General features: G+C 71.2%; 23 protein-coding genes. 16 read left to right on the plus strand and 7 right to left on the minus strand.

Annotation, left to right across the window (positions count from 1 at the left end):
* Position 1: 1 nt before the first annotated feature.
* On the minus strand, positions 2–1,573 hold the full coding sequence (locus OG246_RS32965; RefSeq protein WP_266471785.1) for a bifunctional phosphatase PAP2/diacylglycerol kinase family protein: 1,572 nt from the start codon (positions 1,571–1,573) through the stop codon (positions 2–4).
* A 107-nt stretch (positions 1,574–1,680) separates the two neighbouring features.
* Here OG246_RS32965 and OG246_RS32970 point away from each other — a divergent pair, with 107 nt between their 5' ends.
* Positions 1,681–2,178: an isoprenylcysteine carboxylmethyltransferase family protein gene (locus OG246_RS32970; RefSeq protein WP_266471788.1), complete on the plus strand. Its 498-nt coding sequence runs from the start codon at positions 1,681–1,683 to the stop codon at positions 2,176–2,178.
* Here OG246_RS32970 and OG246_RS32975 read toward each other — a convergent pair.
* Both OG246_RS32975 and OG246_RS32980 read right to left on the minus strand, forming a co-directional pair.
* Positions 2,118–3,347: an MFS transporter gene (locus tag OG246_RS32975; RefSeq protein ID WP_266474912.1), complete on the minus strand. Its 1,230-nt coding sequence runs from the start codon at positions 3,345–3,347 to the stop codon at positions 2,118–2,120. The genes OG246_RS32970 and OG246_RS32975 overlap by 61 nt on opposite strands.
* Before the next feature lie 232 nt (positions 3,348–3,579).
* Positions 3,580–4,014 (minus strand): protease inhibitor, encoded by a 435-nt coding sequence (locus OG246_RS32980; RefSeq protein WP_266471791.1) that lies wholly within the window; start codon positions 4,012–4,014, stop codon positions 3,580–3,582.
* Positions 4,015–4,323: 309 nt separating this feature from the next.
* Here OG246_RS32980 and OG246_RS32985 point away from each other — a divergent pair, with 309 nt between their 5' ends.
* From OG246_RS32985 to OG246_RS33005, 5 genes are all read left to right on the plus strand, one after another.
* Complete coding sequence (locus OG246_RS32985; RefSeq protein ID WP_266471795.1) at positions 4,324–4,881, plus strand: hypothetical protein; 558 nt, start codon at positions 4,324–4,326, stop codon at positions 4,879–4,881.
* A gap of 227 nt (positions 4,882–5,108) precedes the next feature.
* Positions 5,109–6,692 (plus strand): cytosine permease, encoded by a 1,584-nt coding sequence (locus tag OG246_RS32990; protein ID WP_266471807.1) that lies wholly within the window; start codon positions 5,109–5,111, stop codon positions 6,690–6,692.
* Positions 6,693–6,713: 21 nt separating this feature from the next.
* Complete coding sequence (locus tag OG246_RS32995; RefSeq protein ID WP_266471809.1) at positions 6,714–7,382, plus strand: cyclase family protein; 669 nt, start codon at positions 6,714–6,716, stop codon at positions 7,380–7,382.
* Between the two features lie 145 nt (positions 7,383–7,527).
* Entirely contained in the window at positions 7,528–8,697 is a 1,170-nt protein-coding gene (locus tag OG246_RS33000) for a lactate 2-monooxygenase (protein ID WP_266471811.1), read from the plus strand.
* Complete coding sequence (locus OG246_RS33005; protein ID WP_266471813.1) at positions 8,694–9,671, plus strand: 2-hydroxyacid dehydrogenase; 978 nt, start codon at positions 8,694–8,696, stop codon at positions 9,669–9,671. The genes OG246_RS33000 and OG246_RS33005 overlap by 4 nt, the downstream gene beginning before the upstream one ends.
* 33 nt (positions 9,672–9,704) lie before the next feature.
* Here OG246_RS33005 and OG246_RS33010 read toward each other — a convergent pair whose 3' ends face one another.
* The 4 genes from OG246_RS33010 to OG246_RS33025 all read right to left on the minus strand — a co-directional run bounded on the left by OG246_RS33010 (position 9,705) and on the right by OG246_RS33025 (position 13,832).
* Positions 9,705–11,588, minus strand: coding sequence for an RICIN domain-containing protein (locus OG246_RS33010; RefSeq protein WP_266471815.1), 1,884 nt, complete (start codon positions 11,586–11,588; stop codon positions 9,705–9,707).
* Positions 11,589–12,119: 531 nt separating this feature from the next.
* Positions 12,120–13,142 (minus strand): pyridoxal-phosphate dependent enzyme, encoded by a 1,023-nt coding sequence (locus OG246_RS33015; RefSeq protein WP_266471817.1) that lies wholly within the window; start codon positions 13,140–13,142, stop codon positions 12,120–12,122.
* A 63-nt stretch (positions 13,143–13,205) separates the two neighbouring features.
* Positions 13,206–13,583 (minus strand): toxin Doc, encoded by a 378-nt coding sequence (locus OG246_RS33020; protein ID WP_266471819.1) that lies wholly within the window; start codon positions 13,581–13,583, stop codon positions 13,206–13,208.
* A gap of 3 nt (positions 13,584–13,586) precedes the next feature.
* Complete coding sequence (locus OG246_RS33025; protein WP_266471821.1) at positions 13,587–13,832, minus strand: hypothetical protein; 246 nt, start codon at positions 13,830–13,832, stop codon at positions 13,587–13,589.
* Positions 13,833–14,069: 237 nt separating this feature from the next.
* Between OG246_RS33025 and OG246_RS33030 the strand changes: the two genes are divergently transcribed.
* The 10 genes from OG246_RS33030 to OG246_RS33075 all read left to right on the plus strand — a co-directional run bounded on the left by OG246_RS33030 (position 14,070) and on the right by OG246_RS33075 (position 23,944).
* Positions 14,070–15,335, plus strand: a complete 1,266-nt coding sequence (locus OG246_RS33030) for a CdaR family transcriptional regulator (RefSeq protein WP_266471823.1) — start codon at positions 14,070–14,072, stop codon at positions 15,333–15,335.
* Positions 15,336–15,404: 69 nt separating this feature from the next.
* The gene (gene solA / locus OG246_RS33035; RefSeq protein WP_266471825.1) at positions 15,405–16,613 is read left to right on the plus strand and encodes an N-methyl-L-tryptophan oxidase; all 1,209 of its coding nucleotides are present in this window, start codon (positions 15,405–15,407) and stop codon (positions 16,611–16,613) included.
* Complete coding sequence (locus tag OG246_RS33040) at positions 16,610–17,257, plus strand: ABC transporter permease (RefSeq protein WP_266471829.1); 648 nt, start codon at positions 16,610–16,612, stop codon at positions 17,255–17,257. Before solA ends, OG246_RS33040 begins: the two co-directional genes overlap by 4 nt.
* A complete protein-coding gene (locus tag OG246_RS33045) occupies positions 17,250–18,254 on the plus strand; it encodes an ABC transporter ATP-binding protein (RefSeq protein WP_323178355.1) in 1,005 nt (334 codons plus the stop codon). The genes OG246_RS33040 and OG246_RS33045 overlap by 8 nt, the downstream gene beginning before the upstream one ends.
* A complete protein-coding gene (locus OG246_RS33050; protein WP_266471830.1) occupies positions 18,244–19,011 on the plus strand; it encodes an ABC transporter permease in 768 nt (255 codons plus the stop codon). The genes OG246_RS33045 and OG246_RS33050 overlap by 11 nt, the downstream gene beginning before the upstream one ends.
* A 50-nt stretch (positions 19,012–19,061) precedes the next feature.
* Complete coding sequence (locus tag OG246_RS33055; protein WP_266471834.1) at positions 19,062–20,030, plus strand: glycine betaine ABC transporter substrate-binding protein; 969 nt, start codon at positions 19,062–19,064, stop codon at positions 20,028–20,030.
* Between the two features lie 43 nt (positions 20,031–20,073).
* The gene (locus OG246_RS33060; RefSeq protein WP_266471835.1) at positions 20,074–21,240 is read left to right on the plus strand and encodes an aromatic ring-hydroxylating dioxygenase subunit alpha; all 1,167 of its coding nucleotides are present in this window, start codon (positions 20,074–20,076) and stop codon (positions 21,238–21,240) included.
* Positions 21,237–21,563, plus strand: a complete 327-nt coding sequence (locus OG246_RS33065) for a bifunctional 3-phenylpropionate/cinnamic acid dioxygenase ferredoxin subunit (protein ID WP_266471837.1) — start codon at positions 21,237–21,239, stop codon at positions 21,561–21,563. Before OG246_RS33060 ends, OG246_RS33065 begins: the two co-directional genes overlap by 4 nt.
* A complete protein-coding gene (locus OG246_RS33070; RefSeq protein WP_266471838.1) occupies positions 21,560–22,774 on the plus strand; it encodes an NAD(P)/FAD-dependent oxidoreductase in 1,215 nt (404 codons plus the stop codon). Before OG246_RS33065 ends, OG246_RS33070 begins: the two co-directional genes overlap by 4 nt.
* Before the next feature lie 15 nt (positions 22,775–22,789).
* On the plus strand, positions 22,790–23,944 hold the full coding sequence (locus OG246_RS33075; RefSeq protein ID WP_266471840.1) for a cystathionine gamma-synthase: 1,155 nt from the start codon (positions 22,790–22,792) through the stop codon (positions 23,942–23,944).
* The last annotated feature ends 91 nt before the right edge of the window (positions 23,945–24,035 follow it).

The following is a 24,035-nucleotide window of genomic DNA, read 5'->3' on the forward strand; positions in this document are numbered from 1 at the left end:
CTCATCCGTCTTCTGCGTTTCTGGTGGGGCGCCTCCTCACGCGCCTTCGGTAGCGGGCCGTCGCCGCGGCGAGGCGAGCCTGCTGCGCCAGCTCGTTCTGCGGTACGGCCGGCCGGTACACGACGAGCCCCCGGTGCCGTTTCTCCAGCCTCAACTCACCTGGCGTGGAGGCGACTTCACCGTCGTACGCGAGTGTGTCCGTGCCGGTGAGACCCTCCAGCTCGACCCAGGAGACCCGTTCGGCGCCGTAGACCCGGGAACGGCCGAGGGCGCCGGCCAGCGCGGAGGCGATGACCCTGGTGCGGGCGAGCCTGTGGGCGCCGTCGATCACGCGCAGGTCGAGCAGGCCGTCGTCCAGGCGCGGCCGGAAGGCGGGGGCGAAGCCGTCCGGGACGTACCGGCCGTTGCCCGCGAACAGCAGCCACAGGCGCCGGGGGCGGCCGTCGACGCGCAGTTCGATGGGGGTCGCGGTGCGCAGCACCCGGGTGAGGGCGACGGCCGCGGCCGGCCACTTGCCCCAGCGCTCCTCCAAGTGCTCGCGGAGCCGGACGAGTTCCGGATACAGGCCGATGCTGAAGGTGTTGAGGAACCGCACCTCGTGCCCGGCCGCCGAGCGCGCCACGCCGATGTCCACGGCCACCGCCTCACCCCGGGCGACCGCGACGGCGGTGTCCTCGAAGTCGGGTACGCCCACGTCCTGCGCGAAGTGGTTGAGGGTGCCGCCGGGGAACACCGCCAGCGCGAGCCCCCGTTCGGCCGCCGCGCGGGCCGCGGCGTTGACGCTGCCGTCTCCCCCGCACACGCCCAGCGCGCCGCCCAACTCCGAGGCCCGCTCGACCGCCTTGGCGAGCAGCTCGGCGAAGTCGTCGTCCGGTGCGCGTTCGATCAGTTCGGCGTCGGGCAGCAGACTGCGCAGCCGTTCGGCCGGCGGGAGTGGCGTGGTGGGGGCGCCGGTGCCGGCCCGGCTGTTGACGAAGACGACGAGTCCGCGGCCCCCGGGCAGCGCGGGCGCGTCGGCCCCGGGCCGCTCCCGCTCCGGCCGTGCGGAGCGCGGCGGCCACCAGCGGCAGGTCAGCGCGGCGGCCCCGGCGCCGATCGCCATCCCGGCCAGCACGTCCCCGGGGTAGTGCACGCCCACGTAGACGCGCGAGAAGGCGACCGATGCCGCGAAGGGCGCGACCAGAGCGCCGTATCCGGTGGATTCCAGGGCGACTCCGGTCGCGAAGGCCGCGGCGGACGCGGAGTGTCCGGAGGGGAACGACGTGGTGTGCGGCTGCCGTCCGAGATGTCTGATCCGCGGTACGTGGTCCAGCAGCGGGCGGGGGCGGCGGGTACTCCACTTGATCACCGTGTTGACGGTCAGTGAGGCGAGGACGAGCGAGCCCGTGCCTCGCAGGGCCGCCCGCCGGGCGGTACGGCCTCCGACGAACGCGAGGCCCGCCGCCGCGCCGAACCACAGCCGCCCGTGGTCGGCGGCATGGCTGAGCCGCCGCAGCGCCGGATCCGCGGCGGGGAACCGGGCGGCGGCCACCCGCCTGAACAGCCGCAGATCCAGTTCACCGAGTACGCCCATGTCCCCACTCCTACCGGGAGCGGGGGCGGACCGCATTCCGCCGCGACTCCAACCGGAGCAGCATCCTCACGGTTTACGGCACGGCGTACGGCGGCCATCGTGACCGTATGCGCAGACCCGCGGCAGCGTTCGGCAGCTCCCTCTTCCTGGCACTCGCCCCAGGCACCGTGGCCGTGCTCCTCCCCTGGTGGCTCACCGGGTGGCAGGCCGGTCACTGGCCGGGGCCCGTCCGGCTGCTCGGCCTCGTCCCGCTGGCCGCGGGGGCGGTGGTGCTGCTCTCCGCCTTCGCACGGTTCGTCGCCGAGGGCCTGGGCACCCCGGCGCCGGTCGCACCCACGGAGCATCTGGTGGTGGGCGGGCTCTACCGGCACGTACGGAATCCGATGTACGTGGCGGTCGTGGCCACCATCGCCGGGCAGGCCCTGCTGCTCGCCCGGCCGGTACTCCTGACGTACGCGGCGATCGCCGGGCTCGTGATGTGGGCCTTCGCGCGGTGGTACGAGGAGCCGGAGCTGGCCGGCAGATTCGGCGCTGAGTACGAGCGCTACCGGCGTGCGGTGCCCGGCTGGTGGCCGAGGGCGCGTCCCTGGCGCGGGCCCTCGTGACGCGGCAGCAGCGCGATCGACGCCACGGGGATGACGGCGAGGACCAGCCAGGGCACGGCGGGCGGGAGTCCGGTGTCGAGCAGCGAGCCGGTCCCCGCGCTGCCGACCAGGACGATCAGGCCGGAGATGGAGGACAGTGCGCCGGTGTAGAGGCCGAGCCTGCCGTCGGCGGCGAGGTCCGGCACCCAGGCGCGGGCGGCGGGTGCGACGAGCATCTGGCCGAGGGTGAGCAGGACGACGAAGCCTGCCGCGGGCCCCAGCCCCGCCGTACCCGTCCACGCGGCGGGCCTCGCCAGCGCCACCACGCCGAATCCGGCGGCGATGAGGAGCAGCCCGGCGGCCATGCACCGGCGCAGGTCGAGCCGGTCCGCCGCCCAGCGGGTGACCGGCAGCTGGGCGGTCACGACGAGCAGCGAGGACAGCGCGAACAGCCAGGCCAGCGGCGCCTGTGAGCCCGCCGCGCGCTCGACCTCCGCGGGGAGGACGAGATAGAGCTGGTTGTACGCCAGCAGGTAGGCGCCGTACGCGCAGCACAGCGCGAGGAAGCGGCGGTTGCGCAGCAGCGCGCGGACGCCTCCCCCGCCCTTCACCCGCGTCCGGCCGGGGATGTGCTGCGGCAGCAGCCACGCGTGGCCCGCCAGGACGAACACGAAGACAGCGGCCCCGGCGAGGCAGACCGCGCGGAAGTCCACGGCGAGCAGCAGCGCTCCCAGCAGCGGGCCGACGAACGCCCCGGCCTGTCCGGCCACGGTGAACAACGCCAGCACGTGGGTACGGGATCCGCGCCCCGCTTCCTCCCAGCACACCGCCTGCCGCGCGACCTCGGACTCCACGGCGGGTGAGAACAGCGCGGCGGCGAAACCGATCAGCAGGACGGCGCCGACGACCGCCCAGGTCTCCCGCGCGTACCCCAGCCATCCGAAGCCCGCGATCCGCAGCGCACATCCGGCGAGCACCACCGGCCGAACCCCGTACCGGTCGGCCAGCGCGCCGCCCACCACGAACAGCCCCTGCTGACTGAACGTCCGCAGTCCGAGCACCAGACCGACGAGCCAGCCCGCCATCCCTATCGCGGTACCGAGGTGCTCGGCCAGGAAGGGCAGCACGGCGAAGAAGCCGATGTTGAAGGCGAGTTGGGTCAGGATCAGCAGGCGCAGGAGGGGAGACAGCTGCCTCCAGGTGCGGCGGCGGGGGACGGTCTTCGGGCCGCCGGGAGCCGTGGCCTTATTTTCATGGTCGAGCACCTGCACACCCTATGCAGCAATGCCGGGGACCGGCCGACGGCCCCACTCCGTCTGGCCGGCCCCCGGTACGAGATCGCGTGGCACTCGCGACGAGCCCCGCCTTCCCCAGTCACGGGCTCTCGTTGGACGCCCACGGGGACCACGCGATCCCGGTCCGTCAGAACGTGAAGACGTTCACCCCATAGGAGTTCTTCACGCACTCGTTCGCGAAGGTGCGCTCGTACGCGACGCGCTTGCCCTGCCACACACCGTCGACGGTGACGACGACGGGGTGGAACTCCTTCGTGCACAGCGCGCCGGCTCTCACCGAGAGGGCGTCGAAGTCGCCGCCGGTCTTGCGGAGTTCGGCGCAGGCCGAGGGGGCGTCGGGGTGGGTGCCGGAGGCGGTCGGGGCGCAGTTCAGCGTGACCGCTCGTTCCGCGGTGGCGGTGGCCGCGCTGTCACCGTGGCCCACGGTGAGCACCAGGGCAGAGGGGGCGTAGAGCGCGGACGGGCCGGGGCCCGGGGCGGCGAGGGCGGATCCGCCCAGGGGCCCGCAGACGGCGGTGGCCGTCAGGGTGAGAGTCGCTGCCCAACGCGCGGTGGTCGGCATTGTGTGCATCCTTCCGCTCGATTGAAGGCCGTACCGGCTCGGTTGAGTGCCGGTTCGGCGAGCGTGAGTCTGCCGAGTCCGGACCGGAAAGACACATCCGACCCACAGGTTTCAGTAACTTTGAGTATTGAATCAGTGGCGTGAAGTCACAGAATTCGACCGTTCAGGCCCGGAAGCTAGCGCTTACTGATCATCAGGCGGGCCTTCCTGGCCGGATTCCCCTGCCTCAGCAATAGGCCTGAAACATTCCGCTTCAGCCCATGGCGGACCCCCCTTGCGCATCCACCCTTCCGGAGTAATCGTCATTACATGATTACAACGGAGCAGCACGAGAAGCTGCGCGGCTGGTTCGCCGGCCGCCTGCCCGACGATCTCTTCGAGAGCCTGGCGGAGGTGACGGTCGACCGCGAGGAGATCACGGTCGTCGGCCGCATCCCCGAGCCCCGGCTCACCGAAGGCGCCTCGGACGCCGAGAAGGAGGCGGCCCTCCAGGCGCGTATCCAGGAATTCCGGGAGCGCACCCGCGAGGAGCGGATCGCGGTGGCCCGCGAGGCCGAGCACCGGTTCCGCAAGAAGGTCTCCTGGGGTGTGGAGTGCGGCGGCGAGCGCGCCCTGTTCACACACATCGCCGCGCCGGTCATGACCCGGCTGCGCCAGCCCGAGCGCCAGGTCCTCGACACCCTCATCGCCGCCGGTGTGGCCCGCAGCCGCAGCGACGCCCTCGCCTGGTGCGTACGCCTGGTGCAGCGCCACACCGACGACTGGCTCGCCGAGCTGCGGGACTCGCTGGAGCACGTGCAGCGGGTCCGAGCACAGGGTCCGGACGCCGAGCCGCAGGACACCCCGGCCACCGACGACGAGGAGTGACACCCGCCCCCACCCTCTGTGGAGCAATCGTCCAGCGAAGACGCGGAAGATGGATGGTCCGTCCTCTGGTGCCGTGGTGACGCGCCGCCTTAGCGTCGGCAGACCCCGCGAGGACGCCATCCGCTCACGCCGCACACCCCAGCGGCGACAACCGGCCGTCCCTCTCCCCGCGCCACCACGCGCTCCACCGCCCTTAGGGGTACAGGCAGCACTTCGCTGGAGCACTCTTGTCCGACAACTCCCCGTCCACCGCTCCCCCGTCGCTCACCGAGGTCGAGACGTACGGCGTCGAGCGCATCCCCGACGCGGACCGCACCGCGTCCCCTCTCGACCTGTTCCGGGTCGCCTTCGGCGGTGCGAACACCTTCTCCACCTGCGTCCTCGGAGCCTTCCCCATCCTCTTCGGCCTCTCCTTCTGGCAGGGGCTCGCCGCGACACTCCTCGGAGTCGTCGTCGGCGCGCTGATCCTGTGCCCGATGGCGGTGTTCGGCCCGGTCAACGGCACGAACAACGCGGTCGCCTCCTCCGCTCACCTGGGCGTGCACGGCCGCATCGTCGGCTCGTTCCTCTCCCTGCTCACGGCCGTCGCGTTCTTCTCGATCTCGGTGTGGAGCTCCGGCGACGCCCTGGTCGGCGGCGCGCACCGGCTCTTCGGCCTGGAGCGCAGCGATCTGTCGTACGTCGTCGCCTACGCACTGTTCGGCGCGCTGGTCCTCGCGGTGTGCGTGTACGGCTTCCGGTTCATGCTGTTCGTCAACAAGATCGCGGTGACCTCCGCGACGGTCCTGTTCCTGCTCGGCGCGATCGCCTTCGCCGGTGACTTCGATCCCTCGTACGCGGGTGTCTTCACGTCCTCGGCCGACTCGGCGACGCAGGCGCTGTTCTGGCCCTCCTTCATCGGCTCGGCGCTGATCGTGCTGTCCAACCCGGTCTCCTTCGGCGCGTTCCTCGGCGACTGGTCCCGCTACATCCCGGCCGACGCGCCGCGCCGCAGGGTGGTCGGTGCCGCGTTCCTCTCCCAGATCGCGACCCTGCTGCCGTTCGTCTTCGGCCTGGCGACCGCGAGCATCATCGCGACGAAGGCCCCGGAGTATGTCGATCCGGCGGCCCCCGACTTCGTGGGCGGGCTGCTTGCCATCTCGCCGAGCTGGTTCTTCCTGCCGGTGTGTCTGCTCGCGCTGATCGGCGGCATGTCGACGGGCACGACGTCGTTGTACGGAACCGGGCTCGACTTCTCGTCCGTGTTCCCCCGTCTGTCGCGGGTCCAAGCGACCGTGCTTGTCGGTGTGCTGTCGATCGCGTTCATCTTCGTCGGGCGTTTTGGGTTCGACCTGGTGCAGTCCATCTCGACCTTCGCCACGATGATCATCACGTGCACCACGCCCTGGATGGTCGTGATGATCCTGGGCTTCTACACCCGGCGCGGCTGGTACGACCCGGACGCTCTCCAGGTCTTCAACCGCCGTCAGCGCGGCGGCCGTTACTGGTTCTCGCACGGCTGGAACTGGCGGGGCATGACCGCCTGGTGGGTGGCCGCGGTGATCGGCGTCCTGTTCACCAACATCCCCGGGCAGTTCGTCGGGCCGCTGGGCGATCTGGCGAACGGAATCGACATCGGCCTGCCGCTTTCGCTGGCCGTCGCCGCCGTCCTCTTCCTTTCACTACTGCGGCTCTTTCCCGAACCCCGGGCCGTGTACGGGCCGGAGGGTGCACGGTTGGCGCGTACGGTCGATGTTCCGGTAGCGGCGATCACCGGACCGGGCGCGAAGGCCGAAGACCCGGCGCCGGCGCTCGCCGTCGAGGGCAACTGAGCAAGTCCTGGAGGGGAATTGATGGAGTCCTGGCTCGATCTGTCCGTCCCCCTGGTCGCCGGGATGCCCGTGTATCCCGGCGACCCGCAGGTAGATGTGGAAAGGGCGCTGCGGGTCGCGACGGACGGGGTCAACGTCCTGCGGCTGCACATGGGTTCGCAGTCCGGGACGCATGTGGACGCGCCCTACCACGTGAACTCGGCCTGGCCCACGCTCGACCTGCTGCCCCTGGAACGCTTCGCGGGACCGGCGGTCCTTGCGGACGTCCGGGGTCTCCCGCCCGGGACGCCGATCACTCCCGGCCTGCTCGCGCCCGCGCTGAGCCTCCTCCACCTCCAACCGGGCGCGATCCTGCTGCTCGCCACCGGCTGGTCGGCGTACTGGGGCACGAACCAGTACTTCGCACACCCCTGGCTCACGCCGGAAGCGTCGCAGGACCTCGTCAACGCGGGCGTCCGCACGGTCGGAGTGGACGCGCTGAGCGTGGACCCCATCGGCAGCACGGACCTTCTCTCGCACCGGGTCCTGTGCGGCGCGGGAGGGGTGATCGCCGAGAACCTGACCGGTCTCGACCTCGTGGCCGGCGCGCAGACCGCGGGGTACTCGATCGAGGTCTTCCTCTTCCCCTTGCGGCTGGCGGGGGCCGACGGGGCTCCCGTCAGGGCCACGGCACGGATCCGCCGCATCTGAGGGCCCGTTCCCGGTCCCCGGACTGCCGACTCGCCACCTCCGGAACAGAGCTGGTGGCGGCGCAGCCCAGTGGACGGACCTTGTCACAGTCGCCAGGATCAACCCCGTACAGCGCGATCTCAGGGACGAGAGGCAGGACGTACGGATGGCGAAGCACTGGGCCGACTTCCAGTACGAGATCTATCTCAACGGGATGACGGGGGCCGTACCCCGGCTGCCCACCGATCTGACGCGGCTGGAAGAGCTCACCGAACAGCGGCTCGGGCCCGGTCCTGTCGGCTATGTGGCGGGCAGCGCGGGCAACGGAAGCACCGCCCGGGCCAACCGGGAGGCGCTGGAACGGCGGCGAATCGTGCCGCGCATGCTGCGCGATGTGCATGAACGCGACCTGTCCGTAGAGGTGTTGGGGCGCCAACTGCCCGCTCCACTCGCACTCGCGCCCGTCGGCGTGCTGTCGATCATGCACCCGGACGCGGAGTCCGCCGCCGCGCGGGCCGCCGCGGCCCAGGGCGTGCCGTACATCCTGTCCTCGGCGTCCAGCACGCCCATGGAGCAGGTCGCGGAGGCTATGGGCGACGCGGAGCGCTGGTTCCAGCTGTACTGGGCGAAGGACCGCGAGGTCACCCTCAGCTTCCTGAACCGGGCGAAGGCGGCCGGGTTCACCGCGCTGTTCGTCACTCTCGACACGCCCCTCCTTGCCTGGCGTCCGCGCGACCTCGACCAGGCGTATCTGCCGTTCCTGCACGGTGTGGGCATCGCCAACTACTTCACCGACCCGGCGTTCCAGGCGGGCCTGGCCAAGCCGGTGCACGAGGACCCGAACGCGGCGGTCATGCACTTCGTGGGCATGTTCGCGGACCCGGGCAAGACGTGGCCGGACCTGGAGTTCCTGCGGGAGAACTGGGAGGGCCCGATCGTCCTCAAGGGGGTCCTGCACCCGGACGACGCCCGTCGTGCGGCCAGCGCCGGAATGGACGGCGTGGTCGTCTCCAACCACGGCGGCCGCCAGGTGGCCGGTTCCGTCGCCGCGGCGGACGCGCTGCCGCGTGTGGTGGAGGCGGCGGGCGACCGGCTGACCGTTCTCTTCGACAGCGGGATCCGCACGGGCGACGACATCTTCAAGGCACTCGCCCTCGGCGCGCAGGGCGTCCTCGTCGGGCGTCCGTACGCCTACGGGCTCGGGCTCGACGGCCAGGCGGGCGTCGAGCACGTCATCCGCTGTCTGCTCGCCGAATTCGACCTCACGCTGGCCCTGTCCGGGCACGCCCGCCCCTCCAGCATCGGTCCCGATGACCTGATCGAGGACATCGCATGACCGAGACGAAGAACGTGCTCGCCGTCGGCCCACCGCATGTCGGAGGCCGCAGGGCGGGCGCGGCGCTCGCCACTCTGTTCCCCGAGGGGGCCCGTGTCACCGTGGTCGAAGCCACCGACGAGGACCCGGTCGCGCTGCGGGAAGCCCACGTCGTCGTCACGGCACTCGGCCCGGTGACCGCCGAACACATCGCCGCGGCACCGGACTTGGAGCTGATCCAGTGCGCAAGCCACGGCTTCGACTACATCGACCTGGAGGCCGCGCGCGCCAACGGCGTGTCCGTCTGCAACATCGGTTCCAGCGGCGCGGAGAAGCAGAACGTGGCCGAGCAGACCTTCGCACTGATGCTCGCCCTCGCCAAGCAGTTGGTCCCGGCGCACACCGCGCTCGTCGACGCCGACTGGGCGCTGCCGAGGCTTCAGCGGTCCCTCACCGAGCTGTCCGGCAAGACGCTCGGCATCATCGGACTCGGGCACATCGGCAAGGAAGTCGCCCGCCGCGCAACCGCGTTCGACATGAGCATCGTGTACGCGGGCCGGCGGTCGATCGGCCCGGAGGAGGAGGCCCGGCTCGGCGGCGCCCGCCATGTCGAGCTCGACGAACTGCTGCGTACGTCGGACTACATCACGCTGCACATGCCGCTCACCGGCGAGACGCGGCACCTCCTCGACGCGGGGCGGCTCGCGCTCCTCAGGCCCACCGCGTTCGTCGTCAACACCGCGCGGGGCGCCCTGATCGACCAGGACGCCCTGGCGGACGCGCTGGAGGCGGGTGCCCTGGCCGGAGCGGGCATCGACGTCTTCGACCCCGAACCGCCCACCTCGGCCCTGCGGTTGCTCAAGGCCCCGAACGTGGTGCTCTCCCCGCATGTCGCGGGCGTCACGCGCGAGACGGTCGTCCGGATCGCGCGGGCGGCCGTTCGGAACGCCACCGAATTCATGGACGGCAAGCCGCCGCGGGACGTCGTCTCGTGATCCCTCGTCCCGCGACCGCTCCTCTCGTAACCCCTACAGGCCAACTCCCTTGACCACCGCGGTGAGTTCCGCGATCAGCGGCAGCACGGGCTCCGGGCTCGCGTCGTCGCTGACGTTGACGGATCGGCGTTCCTGGTAGGGCTCCGACTCGGTCGCCTCCGGTGCGACCGGTACGGGCGTCGGCTGTTCGCCCGGAGGCTGCTCGCCCGGCGGCGCAGGTGTGCTGTCGTCGGCGGGCGGCGGGGGGCTCGCGGGCCCTGGTGAGGGGCTGCTCGTGCCCGAGACCGACAGCGACTCGGGGGCCGCCGAGGCGGCGTCGGTGCGCCACCGCTGCGCGTCGGAGCCGTCGCGAACCTTGACAACGATATCGGCGCCGGGGTCCGTGGAACTGGGCGCGACGGCGAGCCGCTCGCTCCATCGGGGCAGCAACTCGCCCCGCACGGTCAGGTCGTAGCGCACATCGGCCCCGCGCGCCGCGTCTTCGGCGGCGCAGCGCTCCAGCAGCACGAACCCGTCGTCGGCGCGGGAGTCCAGGCACAGTTCGGGGTCGGCGACGCTGCGCAGCAGGCCGTCGTCCCCGTACGACCACTGCTGGGTCCACGCTGAGGAGCACACCGCCAGTACGGTCTCGGCGCCGGCCTTCGCCTCGCCGCCCCGGATGTCGAGGCACAGGTCGGCGGCGAAGTTGCGCAGCCGCGTCTGCTCGATGGTGGTGGGGAGTCCCGCCGAGGTGGGGGGTGCGGACACGGCGGGCGGATCCTGGGAGCCGGGCACGGGTGCCACCGTGCGGCTGCTGCTCGCGCCGGTGGTGGCGGCGGGGTCGGCGCCGCTGTCGTCGTCCGACCACAGACTGGTGGCGAGGGCGGTCACGAGCAGGGCGGCCGAGACCACGCCCGCTCCGGTGATCAGGGCCTTCGCGTGCCGCTGTGCCGGTTCGGGCAGGCGGCGCGGGGTGGGGATCTGGGACAGCAGGCGATGGCGTCCTCCGCTTCCCGGAAGTCCGCTTCCCGGGAGGACGCCGCCGCCCTGGCGCCTGCCGCCGAACGGGGATCCGCCGCGGGGCCGTACGCCTTGCTGGGCACGCCCGGGGCGGGAGTCGAGATAGCGCCGGGCGCCCCAGCCGAGTACCGATTCGGCGAGCAGAAGGCCCAACCCGCCCTCGAAATGGCTGAGTTGCTCGGCGGCGAAGCGGCAGTAGCGGCAGTAGCGGCACTCCATCAGATGCTGTTGGACATCGGGCAGCAAGGCGCCACCGCGGCGAATGGGGACGTCCAGCAACCGGTTGTAGAAACCGCATTCCTTGCTCGGCGCGAGTTCCCGGTGGGCGTGTACGCAGCCCTGCCGGAATTGCTCGCGGGCTTGCTCCAGAGCGGCCGACGCGGTGTCGGTATCCATGCCCGACAGACCGGCTGGTACGGATATGTGCTCGGCTTCGACCTCGGTGTGCCACAACAGGGACTGGGCGAGAGGGGGCAGAGCGTGGAAAGAGCGCTCGGCCAGCTTCCGGTTTTCGGCCGTCATGGACTTGGCCGCCCGCATACCGCGACCCCCGGCGGGTTTCCTCAAGTCCGGCAGCACACCGGATATCCGGTCCTCCGCGGACCACGCCTTGACGGTGTCCCGCACGGTCACGAGAAGCCGGGGCCGCAGGGCGACACCGGTCTCGCCGCGCATCAGGCGGTCGAGCACCTGGTGGAAGGAGGTCGCGGTCACCATGGAGGCGATGTTCGCCGAGGAAGCGAGGCAGATGACCGAGTAGTCGTACGCGGGCTGCCAGTGCCGGGCCATCAGCAGGGCGACCGGATGGGCGGTCTCGCTCTCCGGCCGGCCTCTCAGCTGGGCAGCGAGGCTCTCGTCGGATTCGCCGGGAGCACCGCCGGGAGGATAAGGGGGACGAGGGGGGTGGGGGGTGTGCACAGAGCGGGTTCCTTCCAAGGTGCAAGGCGGCACACAGAAGTTCTTCACCGCCGAAAAGGGAGCTCCCGATTGGTGCATACCTTTTGACGGAGCGCCGGGATAAGGGCCGGAGCGAACGCCGTACGACGACCGTCGGTCTTGAGCCCTTTGAGCTCTCAACAGCCCGGAATAGCGAACAGCGATTCGAACCCGCCATTGACCCGGCGCAGGAAGGTCACCCTCGCACGAAATGCTCATGACCAACAAGACACTTGAGTAACTTCCGCACCACTGAAAGTAAGTCGGACCTGGCCCGCAACTCTCGCGACTCGCACCGGCTTTCGAAATTTCATGCGCCCCGTGTGAACCGCGCGCTCGCGCCGGTGGCCCGCGCACGCTCCCGGCGCGCGGAACCAAGTAGTCCACTGGAACCGGCCCCTCCTCGGAGGCCCCGCGCGGGACGGCGGCTCTCCCGCGCGAAACGGCCGCCGACCCCGATCCACCCGCCCTCGGTCGGCGGCCCCGAGGGCGGGTCGCCCGACGCCCCCGCGGTCAGTTCTCGACCGGCCCTTCGGTGCTGAGCAGGACGACGACCGAGGCGGGGTCGAGCGTGAGGCCCTGGCCGGCGGCCACCCGGATACCCGCCAGAGACGCGGCGCCGCAGGGGCCGCTGAAGACGCCGAGGACGGCGAGGTCGCGGACGGCACGAGCGCTGTCGGCGTCGGTGACGGCGACAGCCGCGTCCAGGCCGTCACGGAGGAAGGGCCACGCAAGGCCCGAGGGGGTACCGCAGTTGAGCCCCGCCATGATCGTGTCACCGGTGGTCACGCTGACCGGCCGGCCCTGGGTGAGGCTCGCCAGCACGCAGGCCGCCGCTTCGGGTTCCACGGACAGCAGGACCGGTCCGGGGGCGGGGCGGCTGCGGTAGTGCGTGACGGCCGCCTGCGCGAGAGAGCCCACACCGACCGGGACGGCCACGAGATCGGGCGATTCGGCTCCCGCCGCGGCCAGTTGGGAGTCGATCTCGGCGAACAGCGTGGAGTAGCCCGCCACGATCCAGGCAGGGATGTCCTCATAGCCGGGCAACGCGGTGTCCTGCACCAGGACGCTGCCTGGCTCGTCCGCGACCGCCGCGGCCCGGCGTACCGCCTCGTCGTACGGGCCGTCGACCCGCGTCACCCGCGCCCCTTCGCCGGCGATGGCGTCCACGGCACCCTGGCGCACGCCCTTCGGCACGAGGACGTGGGCGCGCTGCCCGAGCAGTCGGGCCGTCCGGGCCACGGCCCGGCCGTGGTTGCCGTCGGTGGCGGTGACCAGCGTGAGCGGGCCGTCGGCCGTGGCGAGGATGCGGTGGATCGCCCAGGACGCGCCCAGCGCTTTGAACGCGGGCAGGCCCAGGCGGGACGACTCGTCCTTGACGAAGACCCGGGCGACACCCAACTCGGCAGCGAGGAGAGGCAGTTCAGTGAGCGGAGTGGGCGCGTAGCCGGGCAGGGCGGCGTGGAAGGCGCGCACCTCGTCGGGGGCGGGCGGACAGCTCCAGTCCCGGGCGGCAGGTCTCATGATCAGGCGCATACGACCAGCGTGCCACCCTCCCCTCTCGCTGCACCGTGTCAGATCCGCTCTCGCAGCACCGTCTCAGATCTGCCAGGACCTCAATCGGTCCGCTGCCCCATAGACGTCCGTCTTGCCGTCGATCAGATCGCGGGCGAGGTCGACGAGGGCGCCGTACGGCGGGTCGATACCGACACCGCTGACGAACATGTACGCGACCGCCGCCGAGCAGGCGAAGCGGGCGTTGGCGGTCGGCAGGGGCTTCAGCAGGGCCAGGGTGTGCAGGAGCGCGGCGGCGCGCCAGGCCGGGTCGGAGTCGACGCCGAGCCGGGGCGGGTCGACGCGGTGGCGGGCCACGGCGGCGACGAGCGCCGAGAAGTCGTTGACCGTGGGCTGGTCGGGCATTACCTCTTCGTGGCGCTGGAGCAGCCAGGGCACGTCGATGTGGATGACGGGGGCCATGGGTCAGGCGGCCCGCCCTTCGCCGTCGCCGGGTGGTTCGTCCTCGGGGAAGGCGGCGGCGAACTCGGCCGCGTGCGCCGCGAAGAACCGGCGGAACACCTCCGCGCCTTCCTGCAGCGCCCGGTGCCGCACGATGTCCGCCGCGGCGGCCTCCCGCACCAGGGCCTTCATCGACGTACCGCGCTCCTTGGCGATCTGCCGCAGATCCTCTAGCTCGCGGTCACTGAACTCCACGTTGAGAGCTGGCATGTCCTCACGGTACCGCGCGGGTACTTACCCGTAAATACCACCAGGTCACGGGGCATGTACTGCGGTACCCGAGGCCCATTCGGCACGGCAGGGCGCCTTGCCCTCGAGCGGCTCGCCGAACGACCGGGCGACCGAGGTACTGAGCGCCGCTGAGGACGGGCTTGCGGAGGGTACGACTCCGTAAGCCCGTAACACTCCCCCGTAGACCGCCGTAACACCGCGCGGCCACAGTGGGGCATGAGTGTTGAGCAGATTCAGACACTGGTGGACGCACTCGCCACGCGCCTGGGGCGTGCCGTGGTCGTGGACGACCAGGAACTGCGCTTGGTCGCGGTGAGCGAGGACTTCGGGGACGCCGATCCCGCCCGCATCTGGTCGCTGCTGCACCGCAGGACGCGGCCCGAGGACGTGTGCTTCGACAGGATCAAACGGTCCACGGGCCCAGGTCACATCCCGGAGAACCCGGACCTCGAGCTGTGGCAGCGGCTGTACGTTCCCATCCGCTGCCGTGGACTGCTCCTCGGCTTCGTCTGGATCACCGACCGGTACGGCGATCTGCCCGACGTCCAGATCGCCGACGCTACCCGTACGGCGGAGACGCTCGGCTCGCTCATGTACGGGCGGTGGCTCGCCGCCGGCCACGAGCACGGCGTACGGCGGCAGTTGGTCGAGCAGTTGCTGAGCCAGGATGCCGCGACGCGTCGTGCGGCGCGCGAAGAGGTCCTCGACCGGGGGCTGTTCGATGTCGACGGGCCGGTGGCGGTGCTGCTGGCCGGCCGTGGCGGCGGCGCCGAGGGCGAGGACGCGGGGCCCGCCTTCGCGGCGGCCGTGGAGCGGTTCTGCCGGGGGTGGCCCGGCGCGTCCGTGCTCGCCGCGTGCCGGCCCCGGCGTGCGACCGTGATCCTCGCGCTGCGCCCGGCCGATCCGGACGCGGAACTCGACCGGGCCGCCCACGCGCTGCTCGCCGAGCTCACCGCGGAACCCGCGCTCGCCGGATGTCGGCGCGTCGGGGCCGGCGGCCCCGTGCCCGCACTGGCGGGGCTGCCCACGGCGAAACGCCAGGCGGACATCGCGCTGTCCGCCGCGGGCACCGGAACCGTCGCCCTCTGGTCGGGGCTCGGTGCCCACGCCCTGCTCGCCCAGCTCGCGCCGCCGGTCTGGGACGACACGCTGATCCCGCAGGGTGTGCTCACCCTGTTCGCGGATCCCTCCGCGGCGGTCCTCGTGCCGACCCTGGAGACGTATCTCGACTGCGCGGGCGATGTGCAGCGCACCGCACGGGAACTGTGCGTGCACCGCACCACGCTCTACTACCGGCTCGGCCGGGCCGAGCAGATCTCCGGGCTGAGTCTGCGCGACGGCCGCGACCGGCTGCTGCTGCACCTGGTGCTCGGACTGCGCCGCCTGCACGGAGCGGCGCTTCCCGGGTCCCTCCCTCGGCGGACCACCCTTCCTACATATGTCGAAAGCGAGGCCCTGAACGTCCGACGTCGTGCCGGATGACCCCGCTCGGGCGCTGCTGCGACTCTTCCGAACACCAGCAGCACGCCCACCACAGCGGGAGGATGCCGGATGAAGAAGAGGTACGCGCACATCGTGCTCGGCGTCGGGGGCATCGGCAGCGCCGCCGCCTACTGGCTCGGCAGGCAGAGCGGCGGTGACGTCCTCGCCGTCGAGCAGTTCGGGCTCGGGCACGATCGCGGTGCCTCCGAGGACCACTCACGGATCATCCGGCACTCGTACCACTCGACCGACTACACCGCCCTGACCCGCGACTCCTACGACCACTGGCGGGAACTGGAGAAGGAGACCGGACTTCCGCTGCTGCACATCACCGGCGGTCTGCATCTGGCCCCGGCGGGCAGCGCGGGCGAGGCGGAGCTGGGCAGTTACGCGCGAGCCCTGGCCCAGCAGGGCCACCGCTACCAGGTCCTGGACGCGGGCACTCTGCGCGAGCGCTGGCCGCAGTGGCGGATCGGCGACGACGTACTCGGCCTGTTCCAGGCGGAGTCCGGGATCCTCGACATCCGCCGGGCGAACGCCGCGCATGTCTCACGGGCGCTCGCGCTCGGCGTGACCTTCGTGGAGAACTCTCCGGTGCGGAAGATCGTTCCGCATCCCGGCCATGTCGAGGTGCACACCGACGACGCGGTGTACGAGGGCGGCACGCTGACCGTGTGCGCCGGTTCCTGGACCGGGACCGCGCTGGCCGGTCTCGACCTGGACATCCCGCTCACCCTCACCCAGGAACAGGTCACCTACTTCGCGGCCCCTGACCTGCGCCCCTTCGCACCGGACCGCTTCCCCATCTGGATCTTCCACGGTCACGACCGGACCTTCTACGGTTTCCCGGTGTACGGCGAGGCCGCGGTGAAGGCGGCCCGTGACATGTCGGGCCGTTTCGTCACCCAGGAGACCCGCTCGTACGAACCGAATCCCGAGCAGACCGAGGAGGTCGCGGAGTTCCTGGCCGAGTACCTGCCGGGCGCCGTCGGCCCCGAACTGCTCAGCAAGACCTGCGTCTACGACCTCCCGGCCGACCGGAATTTCGTCCTGGACACCGTGCCGGGGCACCCCAACATCTCGGTCTTCGTGGGGGCGGGGCACGCCGCCAAGTTCGCGGGGCTGATCGGCCACATCCTCGCCGACCTGGCGACCAAGGGCTCCACGGACTGGCCCATCGAGGCCTTCACCGTCGACCGCCCGGCGATCACGGACCCCGACCACCCGAGCGACTTCCGGTTCGCCGAGGCCGCGCGGAATCCGGAGGGCGGGTCATGACCTTCGGTGAGTATCTGCAGCGCCGCGGCGACCTGCTCCTCGACCAGGCGGGCCAGCACGCCCTGCTGGTGGCGCTCGCGGTCCTGATCGCCACGGCTGTCTCCGTCGGCACCGGCCTGCTCGCCTGGAACCGGCCTCGGCTCGCCGCGGCCGCCACCGCGACCGCCGGCGGGCTGCTCACCCTTCCCTCCTTCGCGCTGCTCGGCCTGCTGATCCCACTGCTCGGCCTCGGCTGGGCGCCCTCGCTGACCGCGCTCACCCTCTATTCGCTGCTGCCGATCCTGCGCAACACCATCGTCGGCCTGGGCGAGGTCGACCCGGCCGTCGTCGAGGCGGCCCGCGGGATGGGCCTCGGCCCGGCCAGGGTGCTCGCGATCGTCCAACTCCCGCTCGCCTGGCCGTACATCCTCACCGGAATCCGCGTCGCCACCCAGATGGTGGTGGCCATCGCGGCGATGGCCGCGTACGTGGCCGGTCCCGGGCTCGGCCTGCCGATCTTCGACGGCCTGTCCCGGCTCGGGTCCGCGAACGCGCTCAACGAAGCGATCGCCGGAACCGTCGGCGTCGTCCTGGTCGCACTCGCCTTCGACCTCTTCTACGTACTGCTGCGCCGCCTGACCACCCCGAGGGGGCTCCATGTTTGACACCGCGCGCACGGGTCGCGGCCTGAGCATCCGCCTCGACGAGCTCACCAAGGTCTATCCGGGACAGCGCGAACCCGCCGTCGACCGGGTCACGATGGAGATACCGGCCGGGCAGACGACGATGTTCGTCGGGCCGTCCGGCTGCGGCAAGACCACCACCATGAAGATCATCAACCGGCTGATCGAACCGTCCTCGGGCACGGTCAGCATCGACGGCCAGAACGTGCTGGGCCTCGACCCCAACGAGCTGCGCCGCCACATCGGTTACGTGGTCCAGCAGATCGGTCTCTTCCCGCACATGACGATCGCGCAGAACATCGGGCTCGTGCCGAAGCTCCTCGGCTGGAGCAGGGCCAAGGTGAGCGCGCGGGTCGACGAGCTGCTGGAGATGACCGGGCTCGACCCGGCCGCCTTCCGCGCCCGGTATCCCCGGCAACTCTCCGGAGGCCAGCAGCAGCGCGTCGGTGTCGCCCGCGCCCTGGCCGCCGATCCCCCGGTCCTGCTGATGGACGAGCCGTTCGGCGCCACCGACCCGATCACCCGGGAGCGACTGCAGGTCGAATTCCGCCGTCTTCAGCGGGAGTTGGGCAAGACGGTCGTCTTCGTCACCCATGACTTCGAGGAGGCGCTGAAGCTCGGCGACCGGATCGCCGTCCTCGCTGACCGCTCGCGGATCGTCCAGTACGACACCCCGGCGCGGCTGTTGGCCGCCCCGGCCGACGACTACGTACGCAGTTTCATCGGCGCCGCCCCGTATCTGAAGCAACTGGCCCTGGCGACCGTGGCCGACGTGAAGCTGGGCCCGGCGCCGGAGGCACCCAACTCACTGCCCACCGTGAACGGTTCGGCCTCCCTGCGAGACGTGATGGATCTGATCCTCCAGCGGGGCGGCGACCCGGTCACCGTCGTGGACGAGGCGGGCGCGGTCGCGGGGACGCTGGCATTCCCGGACGTATGCCGGGCTCTGTCGGCGCAGGAGGAGACCCGTGTCGGTTGAATCGCTCTCCCCCGTCAAGGTCCCGGTACTCCGCCGACCGGCCGCCCTCCGCCACCTCGGTACCCCCGCCGCCCTCGCCCTGGTGCTCGGGGTGCTCTATCTCTGGGTCTCGGCACAGGAGTTGGACTCCATCGAGAAGCGGACGCTGAACCGCACGTACATCGTGGAGCGGGTCACCGAGCATCTGCGGCTCAGCTTCACCGCCGCGCTGCTCGTCGTCGTCATCGCCGTGCCGGCCGGCATCCTCGTCACCCGGCCGCTGCTGCGCCGGGCGACGCCGCTGGTACTGGTCATCGCCAACGCTGGACAGGCAGTCCCCGCGATCGGACTGCTCGTCCTGCTCACCATCCAGCTCGACGTGGGCTTCCGTACGGCGGTCATCGGCCTGGTCGCCTCCGCGGTGCTCCCGGTGCTGCGCAACACGATCACCGGCATCGAGCAGGTCGACCGCTCCCTCGTGGAGACCGCACGGGGCATGGGCATGCGGCCCCTGCAGGTGCTGCTGCTCGTCGAGTTGAAGCTCGCCGTGCCGGTGATCCTCGCCGGGCTGCGCACGGCCCTGGTCTTCGCGGTCGGTACGGCGACCATCGCCACCTTCGTCAACGCGGGCGGTCTCGGCGACATGATCGTCAACGGCATCAAACTGCAGCGGATGCCGGTCCTCGTCACCGGCAGCGTGCTGGCCTGCGCCGTCGCCTTCCTCCTCGACTGGCTCGGCAGCCTCGCCGAGAGCCTCCTCAAGCCCAGAGGGCTGTAGGGCCTGTCCGACCATTCCCGTCTGTCACCTCACCAGCACGGAGTCACGCCATGTCCATGTCTCTGCCCCGCCCTGCCAGAACCTCCGCCCTGCTCGCCTCGGCCGCCGCGACCGTGCTGCTCGCCTCCGGTTGCGGCGGCGACACCCAGGCCGCCACCGGCAGCGCCGGCGACGAACTCGACGGCGCCACCCTCACCGTCGGCTCCAAGGACTTCACCGAGAACATCGTGCTCGGCCAGATCACCATGAAGGTGCTCCAGGCGCACGGCGCCGAGGTCGAGGACAAGACCAACATCAAGGGCTCGGTCACCACCCGCCAGGCCCTCACCAGCGGTGACATCGACCTGTACTGGGAGTACACGGGCACCGGCTGGATCAGCTACCTCGAACACACCACCCCGATCGCGGACGCGACCAAGCAGTACGAGGACGTACGCGACGAGGACCTGAAGAAGAACAAGATCGTGTGGCTGGAGCCCGCGCCCCTCAACAACACCTACGCCCTCGCCCTGCGCGAGGACACGGCGCAGGAACTGGGTCTCACCAAGCTCTCCGACATCGCGGCCCTCGCCGAGTCCGACCCGTCCAAGGCGACCTTCTGTCTGGAGAGCGAGTTCTCCACCCGCGACGACGGCTGGCCGGGCGTGAAGAAGACGTACAGCATCGACGTGCCCGACGACAACATCAAGATGCTCGACACCGGCGTCATCTACAACGAGACCGGCGAGGGCGAGACCTGCACCTTCGGCGAGGTGTTCACCACCGACGGCCGCATCGAGTCGCTCAAGCTCAAGGTGCTGGAGGACGACAAGCACTTCTTCCCGGTCTACAACGCCTCGCTGACGCTGCCCGAGTCCATCGCGGACAAGTACCCGGAGATCGCCGAGATCATGGCGCCGGTCACCGCGAAGCTCACTGACGCGACCCTGCAGAAACTCAACGCGGACGTCGACGTGGACGGCCTGACCCCCGAGGAGGCGGCCCAGGACTGGCTCGACTCCGAGGGCCTTCTCAACTGACCTCACTGCACCCGGTCCCCCGGCCCTTGAGAGGAGTACGCCGATGACCACCGCCCCCGCCTCGGTGTTCCTGCCGACGCTGCCCGGTCACTACTACACCGACCCCGCGGTCTTCGAACTGGAGAAGCGGAACATCTTCGAGAAGCAGTGGATGTACGTGTGCCGGGCCGAGGACGTGCCCACGCCCGGCCGGTTCGTGCGCACCGCGCTCGGCGACGAGACCGTGCTCGTGGTGCGCGGCCGGGACCAGAAGCTGCGGGCCTTCCTGAACGTGTGCCGGCACCGCGGCGCCCAACTGTGCCTGACCGACTCGGGAGACGTGGGCAAGGCGATCCGCTGCCCGTACCACGCGTGGGCCTACCAGCTGGACGGCCGTCTGATCACGGCCCCCAACTGGCAGTCCATGGACTCCATCGACAAGGCCGACTACAGCCTGCACCCGGTGCACCTCGCCGAATGGCACGGCCTGGTCTGGGTGAGCCTGGCCGCCGAACCCGAGCCCTTCGAGGAGCAGATCTGGCCGCAGCTCGACTACCGGCTCGGCGGCGACCGGGACAAGTTCGCCCGATACGGGCTCGCTGATCTGGTGCTGGGCAAGCGCGTCGACTACGAGGTCGCCGCCAACTGGAAGATCATCCAGGAGAACTTCCAGGAGTGCTATCACTGCGGCACCATCCACCCCGAACTCGTCGAGACACTCCCCCAGTTCCGCAACCTCACCGGGGGCGCTGACGCGACGTACGACACCGACGGGTATCTCTTCGCCGAGGGCAAGACGTCCTTCTCGGTCAGCGGGACCGCCGAACTCCCGCGTATCGGGGGCCTGGAGGAGCACGACGACCGCAAGTACTACGGGATGGTGATGCGGCCCAACTGCTTCATCTCGCTGCTCCCCGACCACGTCATCGTCCACCGCTTCGAGATGCTCTCGCCCGAGACAACCCGCGTGGTGTGCGAGTGGCTGTTCCCGCCGGAGACGGTCGGGCAGGACGCGCCGTACGACATCGCGGACAGCGTCGAGCTGTTCCACCGCGTCAACCAGCAGGACTTCGCCGCGTCCGAGTGGTGCCAGCCGAACATGAAGTCCCGCGCCTACCGCAACGGCGGGGTCCTGGTGCCCACCGAGCAGGAGATCATCGGCCGCTGGTACTACCGCTGGTACCACGAGGCCATGGGCGTGGACCCCGCCGGCCAGGGGGAGCGGTCGTGATCGAGGTGTGCCGGCTGGACGAACTCCCGCCCGGCGAGGTGGCCGTGGTGAAGACCGCGCACCGGCGCATCGCGGTGTTCAACGCCGACGGGGAGCTGTACGCCGTCGACGACCGCTGCACCCATCAGGAGGCGTACCTCTCGGACGGCTGGCTGGAGGGCTGCCTCGTCGAATGCCCGCTGCACTCGGCGAGCTTCGACCTGCGTACCGGCCGCCCCACCGGACCGCCCGCCACGGGTCCCGTGCGGGTGTACGCGGTCGAGGTGCGCGACGGTGTCGTCCACGTGGACGCCGGGACGGTGTCGTACGGGAGTGACGGATGAGGAGTGTCGCGGTGGTCGGCGCGTCCCTGGCCGGGCTGTCCGCCGCCCGCGCGCTGCGGGCCCGGGGGTACGACGGGCGGCTGGTGATCGTCGGCGCGGAGGACGTCCCGCCGTACGACCGGCCGCCGCTGTCGAAGGACTTCCTCCTGGGCCGCGCGCAGGCCGGCGACCTCACCCTGACGGCGGACTCCGACGCCGCGCTGGACCTGGACTGGCGGCTCGGCCGGCGCGCGGTCCTGCTGGACGCGGCCGGGCGTGCCGTGCACCTGGACGACGGAACACGGGTGGTGTGCGACGGCGTGGTCGTGGCCACCGGCGGCAGCGCCCTGTCGCTGCCCGGCACGGCGCGGCTGGCGGGCGTTCATGTGCTGCGCACTCTCGCCGACGCAGAGGCGCTGCGGGCCGAACTGCGGCCGGGGGCACGGCTGGTGGTCGTGGGCGCCGGGCTGATCGGTGCCGAAGCCGCGTCCAGCGCGGCATCCCTCGGACTCGATGTCACCGTCGTCGAGCGCGGGCCAGCGCCGCTCACCCGGATCCTCGGCCGGGTCGGGAACGAGGTCAGTGCCGCGCTCCACGCCGAGCACGGGATCCGCCTGATCACAGGCGCGGAGGTGACCGGTCTGGCGGGCCGTGACCGGGTGACCGGGGTGTGGCTGGCCGACGGACGGCAGCTGCCCGCCGACGTGGTCCTGGTCGCGATCGGTTCCCGTCCCGCGGTGGACTGGCTGGCGGGGAGCGGGCTCGTGCTCGACGACGGCGTGGTGTGCGACGCGGGGTGCGGCACCGCCCTGCCCGGTGTCGTGGCCGTCGGCGACTGTGCCCGCCCCTTCCACCCCTGGCTGGGCCGTCATCACCGTGCCCAGCACTGGACCGCCGCCCTGGAACAGCCGGCCGTCGCGGCCGCGCGGCTGCTCGACGGTCCGGGAAGCACGGCGGCGTACACCTCCGCTCCCTACTTCTGGTCCGACCAGTTCGGCGTGCGGATCCAGTTCGCCGGACACGCCGAGCCCGACGACCAGGTCGAGATCACGGACGGCAGCTTCGCGTCGCGCAGCTTTCTGGCGGTCTTCCGCCGGTGCGGTGTGCCGACGGCCGTACTGGCCATGAACCAGCCCAAGTTGTTCGGCCGGGCCCGTCGGCTGATCGCCGCCGCCGGGCCGCTGCCGGCCTCTCCCGCGCCGCCGCAGGTCCCCCAGAACCACCGACGATGAGGAGACCTCCGCACCATGACCTCCGAGCGCTCTTTCGCGACCCGCGCCGTGCACGCCGGACACGACCCGGCCCGGCACAACGGCTCGGTGACCACTCCGGTCTACCTCGCCTCCACCTTCGTACGACCGCACGCCCGGCCCGTCGACGACGGCTGGGACTACTCGCGGATCGCCAATCCCACGCGTGACGCCCTGCAGGAATGCCTGGCCTCCCTGGAGGGTGGGGCATCGGCGGTGGCCGTGGCCTCCGGCATGGCGGCGAGCACGACGGTGCTCCAGGCCCTCGGCCGGTCCGGGGCGCACATCGTGATCCCGGACAACGTGTACGGCGGCACCTGGGACCTGGTCTCGGACGTCTACCGGCGATGGGGCCTTGAGCACACGGCCGTCGACATGGGCGACCCGGACGCCGTCGCCGCCGCGCTGCGTCCCGGTGCCACCGCGCTGGTCTGGGCCGAGACACCGTCGAACCCGCTGCTCAAGATCACCGACATCGCCGCCGTCGCCGCACTGGCCCATGACGCAGGGGCGCTGCTCGTGGTCGACAGCACCTTCGCGTCGCCGTATCTCCAGCGGCCGCTGGCCCTCGGCGCCGATGTGGTCGTGCACTCCACCACCAAGTATCTGGGCGGACACTCCGACATCACGGGCGGCGCGGTCGTGTGCGCGGACCCGGAGCTCGGTGAGGTGATCACCCGTCATGTCGGGATGCTCGGCACGATGGCGGCGCCGCAGGAGGCCTGGCTGGTACAGCGCGGTGTCAAGACGCTCCCGGTACGGATGCGGCAGATCTGCGAGAGCGCCCAGCGGATCGCCGAGTTCCTCCAGGGCCACCCCGCGGTGCGCGAGGTGCACTACCCGGGCCTCGCCTCCCATCCCGACCACGCGCTGGCCGCCAAACAGATGCGGCACGGGTTCGGCGGTGTGGTGTCGCTGGTGGTGAACGGGGACGCGGACGCGGCGGGCCTCGTGTGCGAACGCACCGAGGTGTTCACGCTCGCCGTGTCGCTGGGCAGCGTGGAATCACTGATCGAACACCCGGCCCGGATGACCCACTGCACCACGGCCGGAACCGCGGTCGGCGTGGACGACTCGCTGCTACGGCTGTCCATCGGCCTGGAGGACTGCGACGAGCTGATCGCGGATCTGGACCGGGCGTTGGGCGGCTGAGTGGCAGCCCGGCCCGCCACTCATCGGCCGTGCCGGCCACCAGCCGCGCCGGGAACAGCCAGATGCGTTCTGTTTCCGCCTTGCTCATGCC

The sequence above is a fragment of the Streptomyces sp. NBC_00620 genome, assembly GCF_026341825.1.
Lineage (GTDB): Bacteria > Actinomycetota > Actinomycetes > Streptomycetales > Streptomycetaceae > Streptomyces.

What these genes read in the sequence shown, in the direction of transcription:
- OG246_RS33020 (WP_266471819.1), bottom strand. Translation starts at nt 13,583, where the DNA reads ATGGCCCCCGTCATCCACATCGACGTGCCCTGGCTGCTCCAGCGCCAC.
- OG246_RS33025 (WP_266471821.1), bottom strand. Translation starts at nt 13,832, where the DNA reads ATGCCAGCTCTCAACGTGGAGTTCAGTGACCGCGAGCTAGAGGATCTG.
- OG246_RS32970 (WP_266471788.1), top strand. Translation starts at nt 1,681, where the DNA reads ATGCGCAGACCCGCGGCAGCGTTCGGCAGCTCCCTCTTCCTGGCACTC.
- OG246_RS33045 (WP_323178355.1), top strand. Translation starts at nt 17,250, where the DNA reads ATGTTTGACACCGCGCGCACGGGTCGCGGCCTGAGCATCCGCCTCGAC.
- OG246_RS33040 (WP_266471829.1), top strand. Translation starts at nt 16,610, where the DNA reads ATGACCTTCGGTGAGTATCTGCAGCGCCGCGGCGACCTGCTCCTCGAC.
- OG246_RS33005 (WP_266471813.1), top strand. Translation starts at nt 8,694, where the DNA reads ATGACCGAGACGAAGAACGTGCTCGCCGTCGGCCCACCGCATGTCGGA.
- OG246_RS33030 (WP_266471823.1), top strand. Translation starts at nt 14,070, where the DNA reads ATGAGTGTTGAGCAGATTCAGACACTGGTGGACGCACTCGCCACGCGC.
- OG246_RS33015 (WP_266471817.1), bottom strand. Translation starts at nt 13,142, where the DNA reads ATGCGCCTGATCATGAGACCTGCCGCCCGGGACTGGAGCTGTCCGCCC.
- OG246_RS33070 (WP_266471838.1), top strand. Translation starts at nt 21,560, where the DNA reads ATGAGGAGTGTCGCGGTGGTCGGCGCGTCCCTGGCCGGGCTGTCCGCC.
- OG246_RS32980 (WP_266471791.1), bottom strand. Translation starts at nt 4,014, where the DNA reads ATGCCGACCACCGCGCGTTGGGCAGCGACTCTCACCCTGACGGCCACC.
- solA (WP_266471825.1), top strand. Translation starts at nt 15,405, where the DNA reads ATGAAGAAGAGGTACGCGCACATCGTGCTCGGCGTCGGGGGCATCGGC.
- OG246_RS33055 (WP_266471834.1), top strand. Translation starts at nt 19,062, where the DNA reads ATGTCCATGTCTCTGCCCCGCCCTGCCAGAACCTCCGCCCTGCTCGCC.
- OG246_RS32995 (WP_266471809.1), top strand. Translation starts at nt 6,714, where the DNA reads ATGGAGTCCTGGCTCGATCTGTCCGTCCCCCTGGTCGCCGGGATGCCC.
- OG246_RS32965 (WP_266471785.1), bottom strand. Translation starts at nt 1,573, where the DNA reads ATGGGCGTACTCGGTGAACTGGATCTGCGGCTGTTCAGGCGGGTGGCC.
- OG246_RS32985 (WP_266471795.1), top strand. Translation starts at nt 4,324, where the DNA reads ATGATTACAACGGAGCAGCACGAGAAGCTGCGCGGCTGGTTCGCCGGC.
- OG246_RS33060 (WP_266471835.1), top strand. Translation starts at nt 20,074, where the DNA reads ATGACCACCGCCCCCGCCTCGGTGTTCCTGCCGACGCTGCCCGGTCAC.
- OG246_RS33075 (WP_266471840.1), top strand. Translation starts at nt 22,790, where the DNA reads ATGACCTCCGAGCGCTCTTTCGCGACCCGCGCCGTGCACGCCGGACAC.
- OG246_RS33000 (WP_266471811.1), top strand. Translation starts at nt 7,528, where the DNA reads ATGGCGAAGCACTGGGCCGACTTCCAGTACGAGATCTATCTCAACGGG.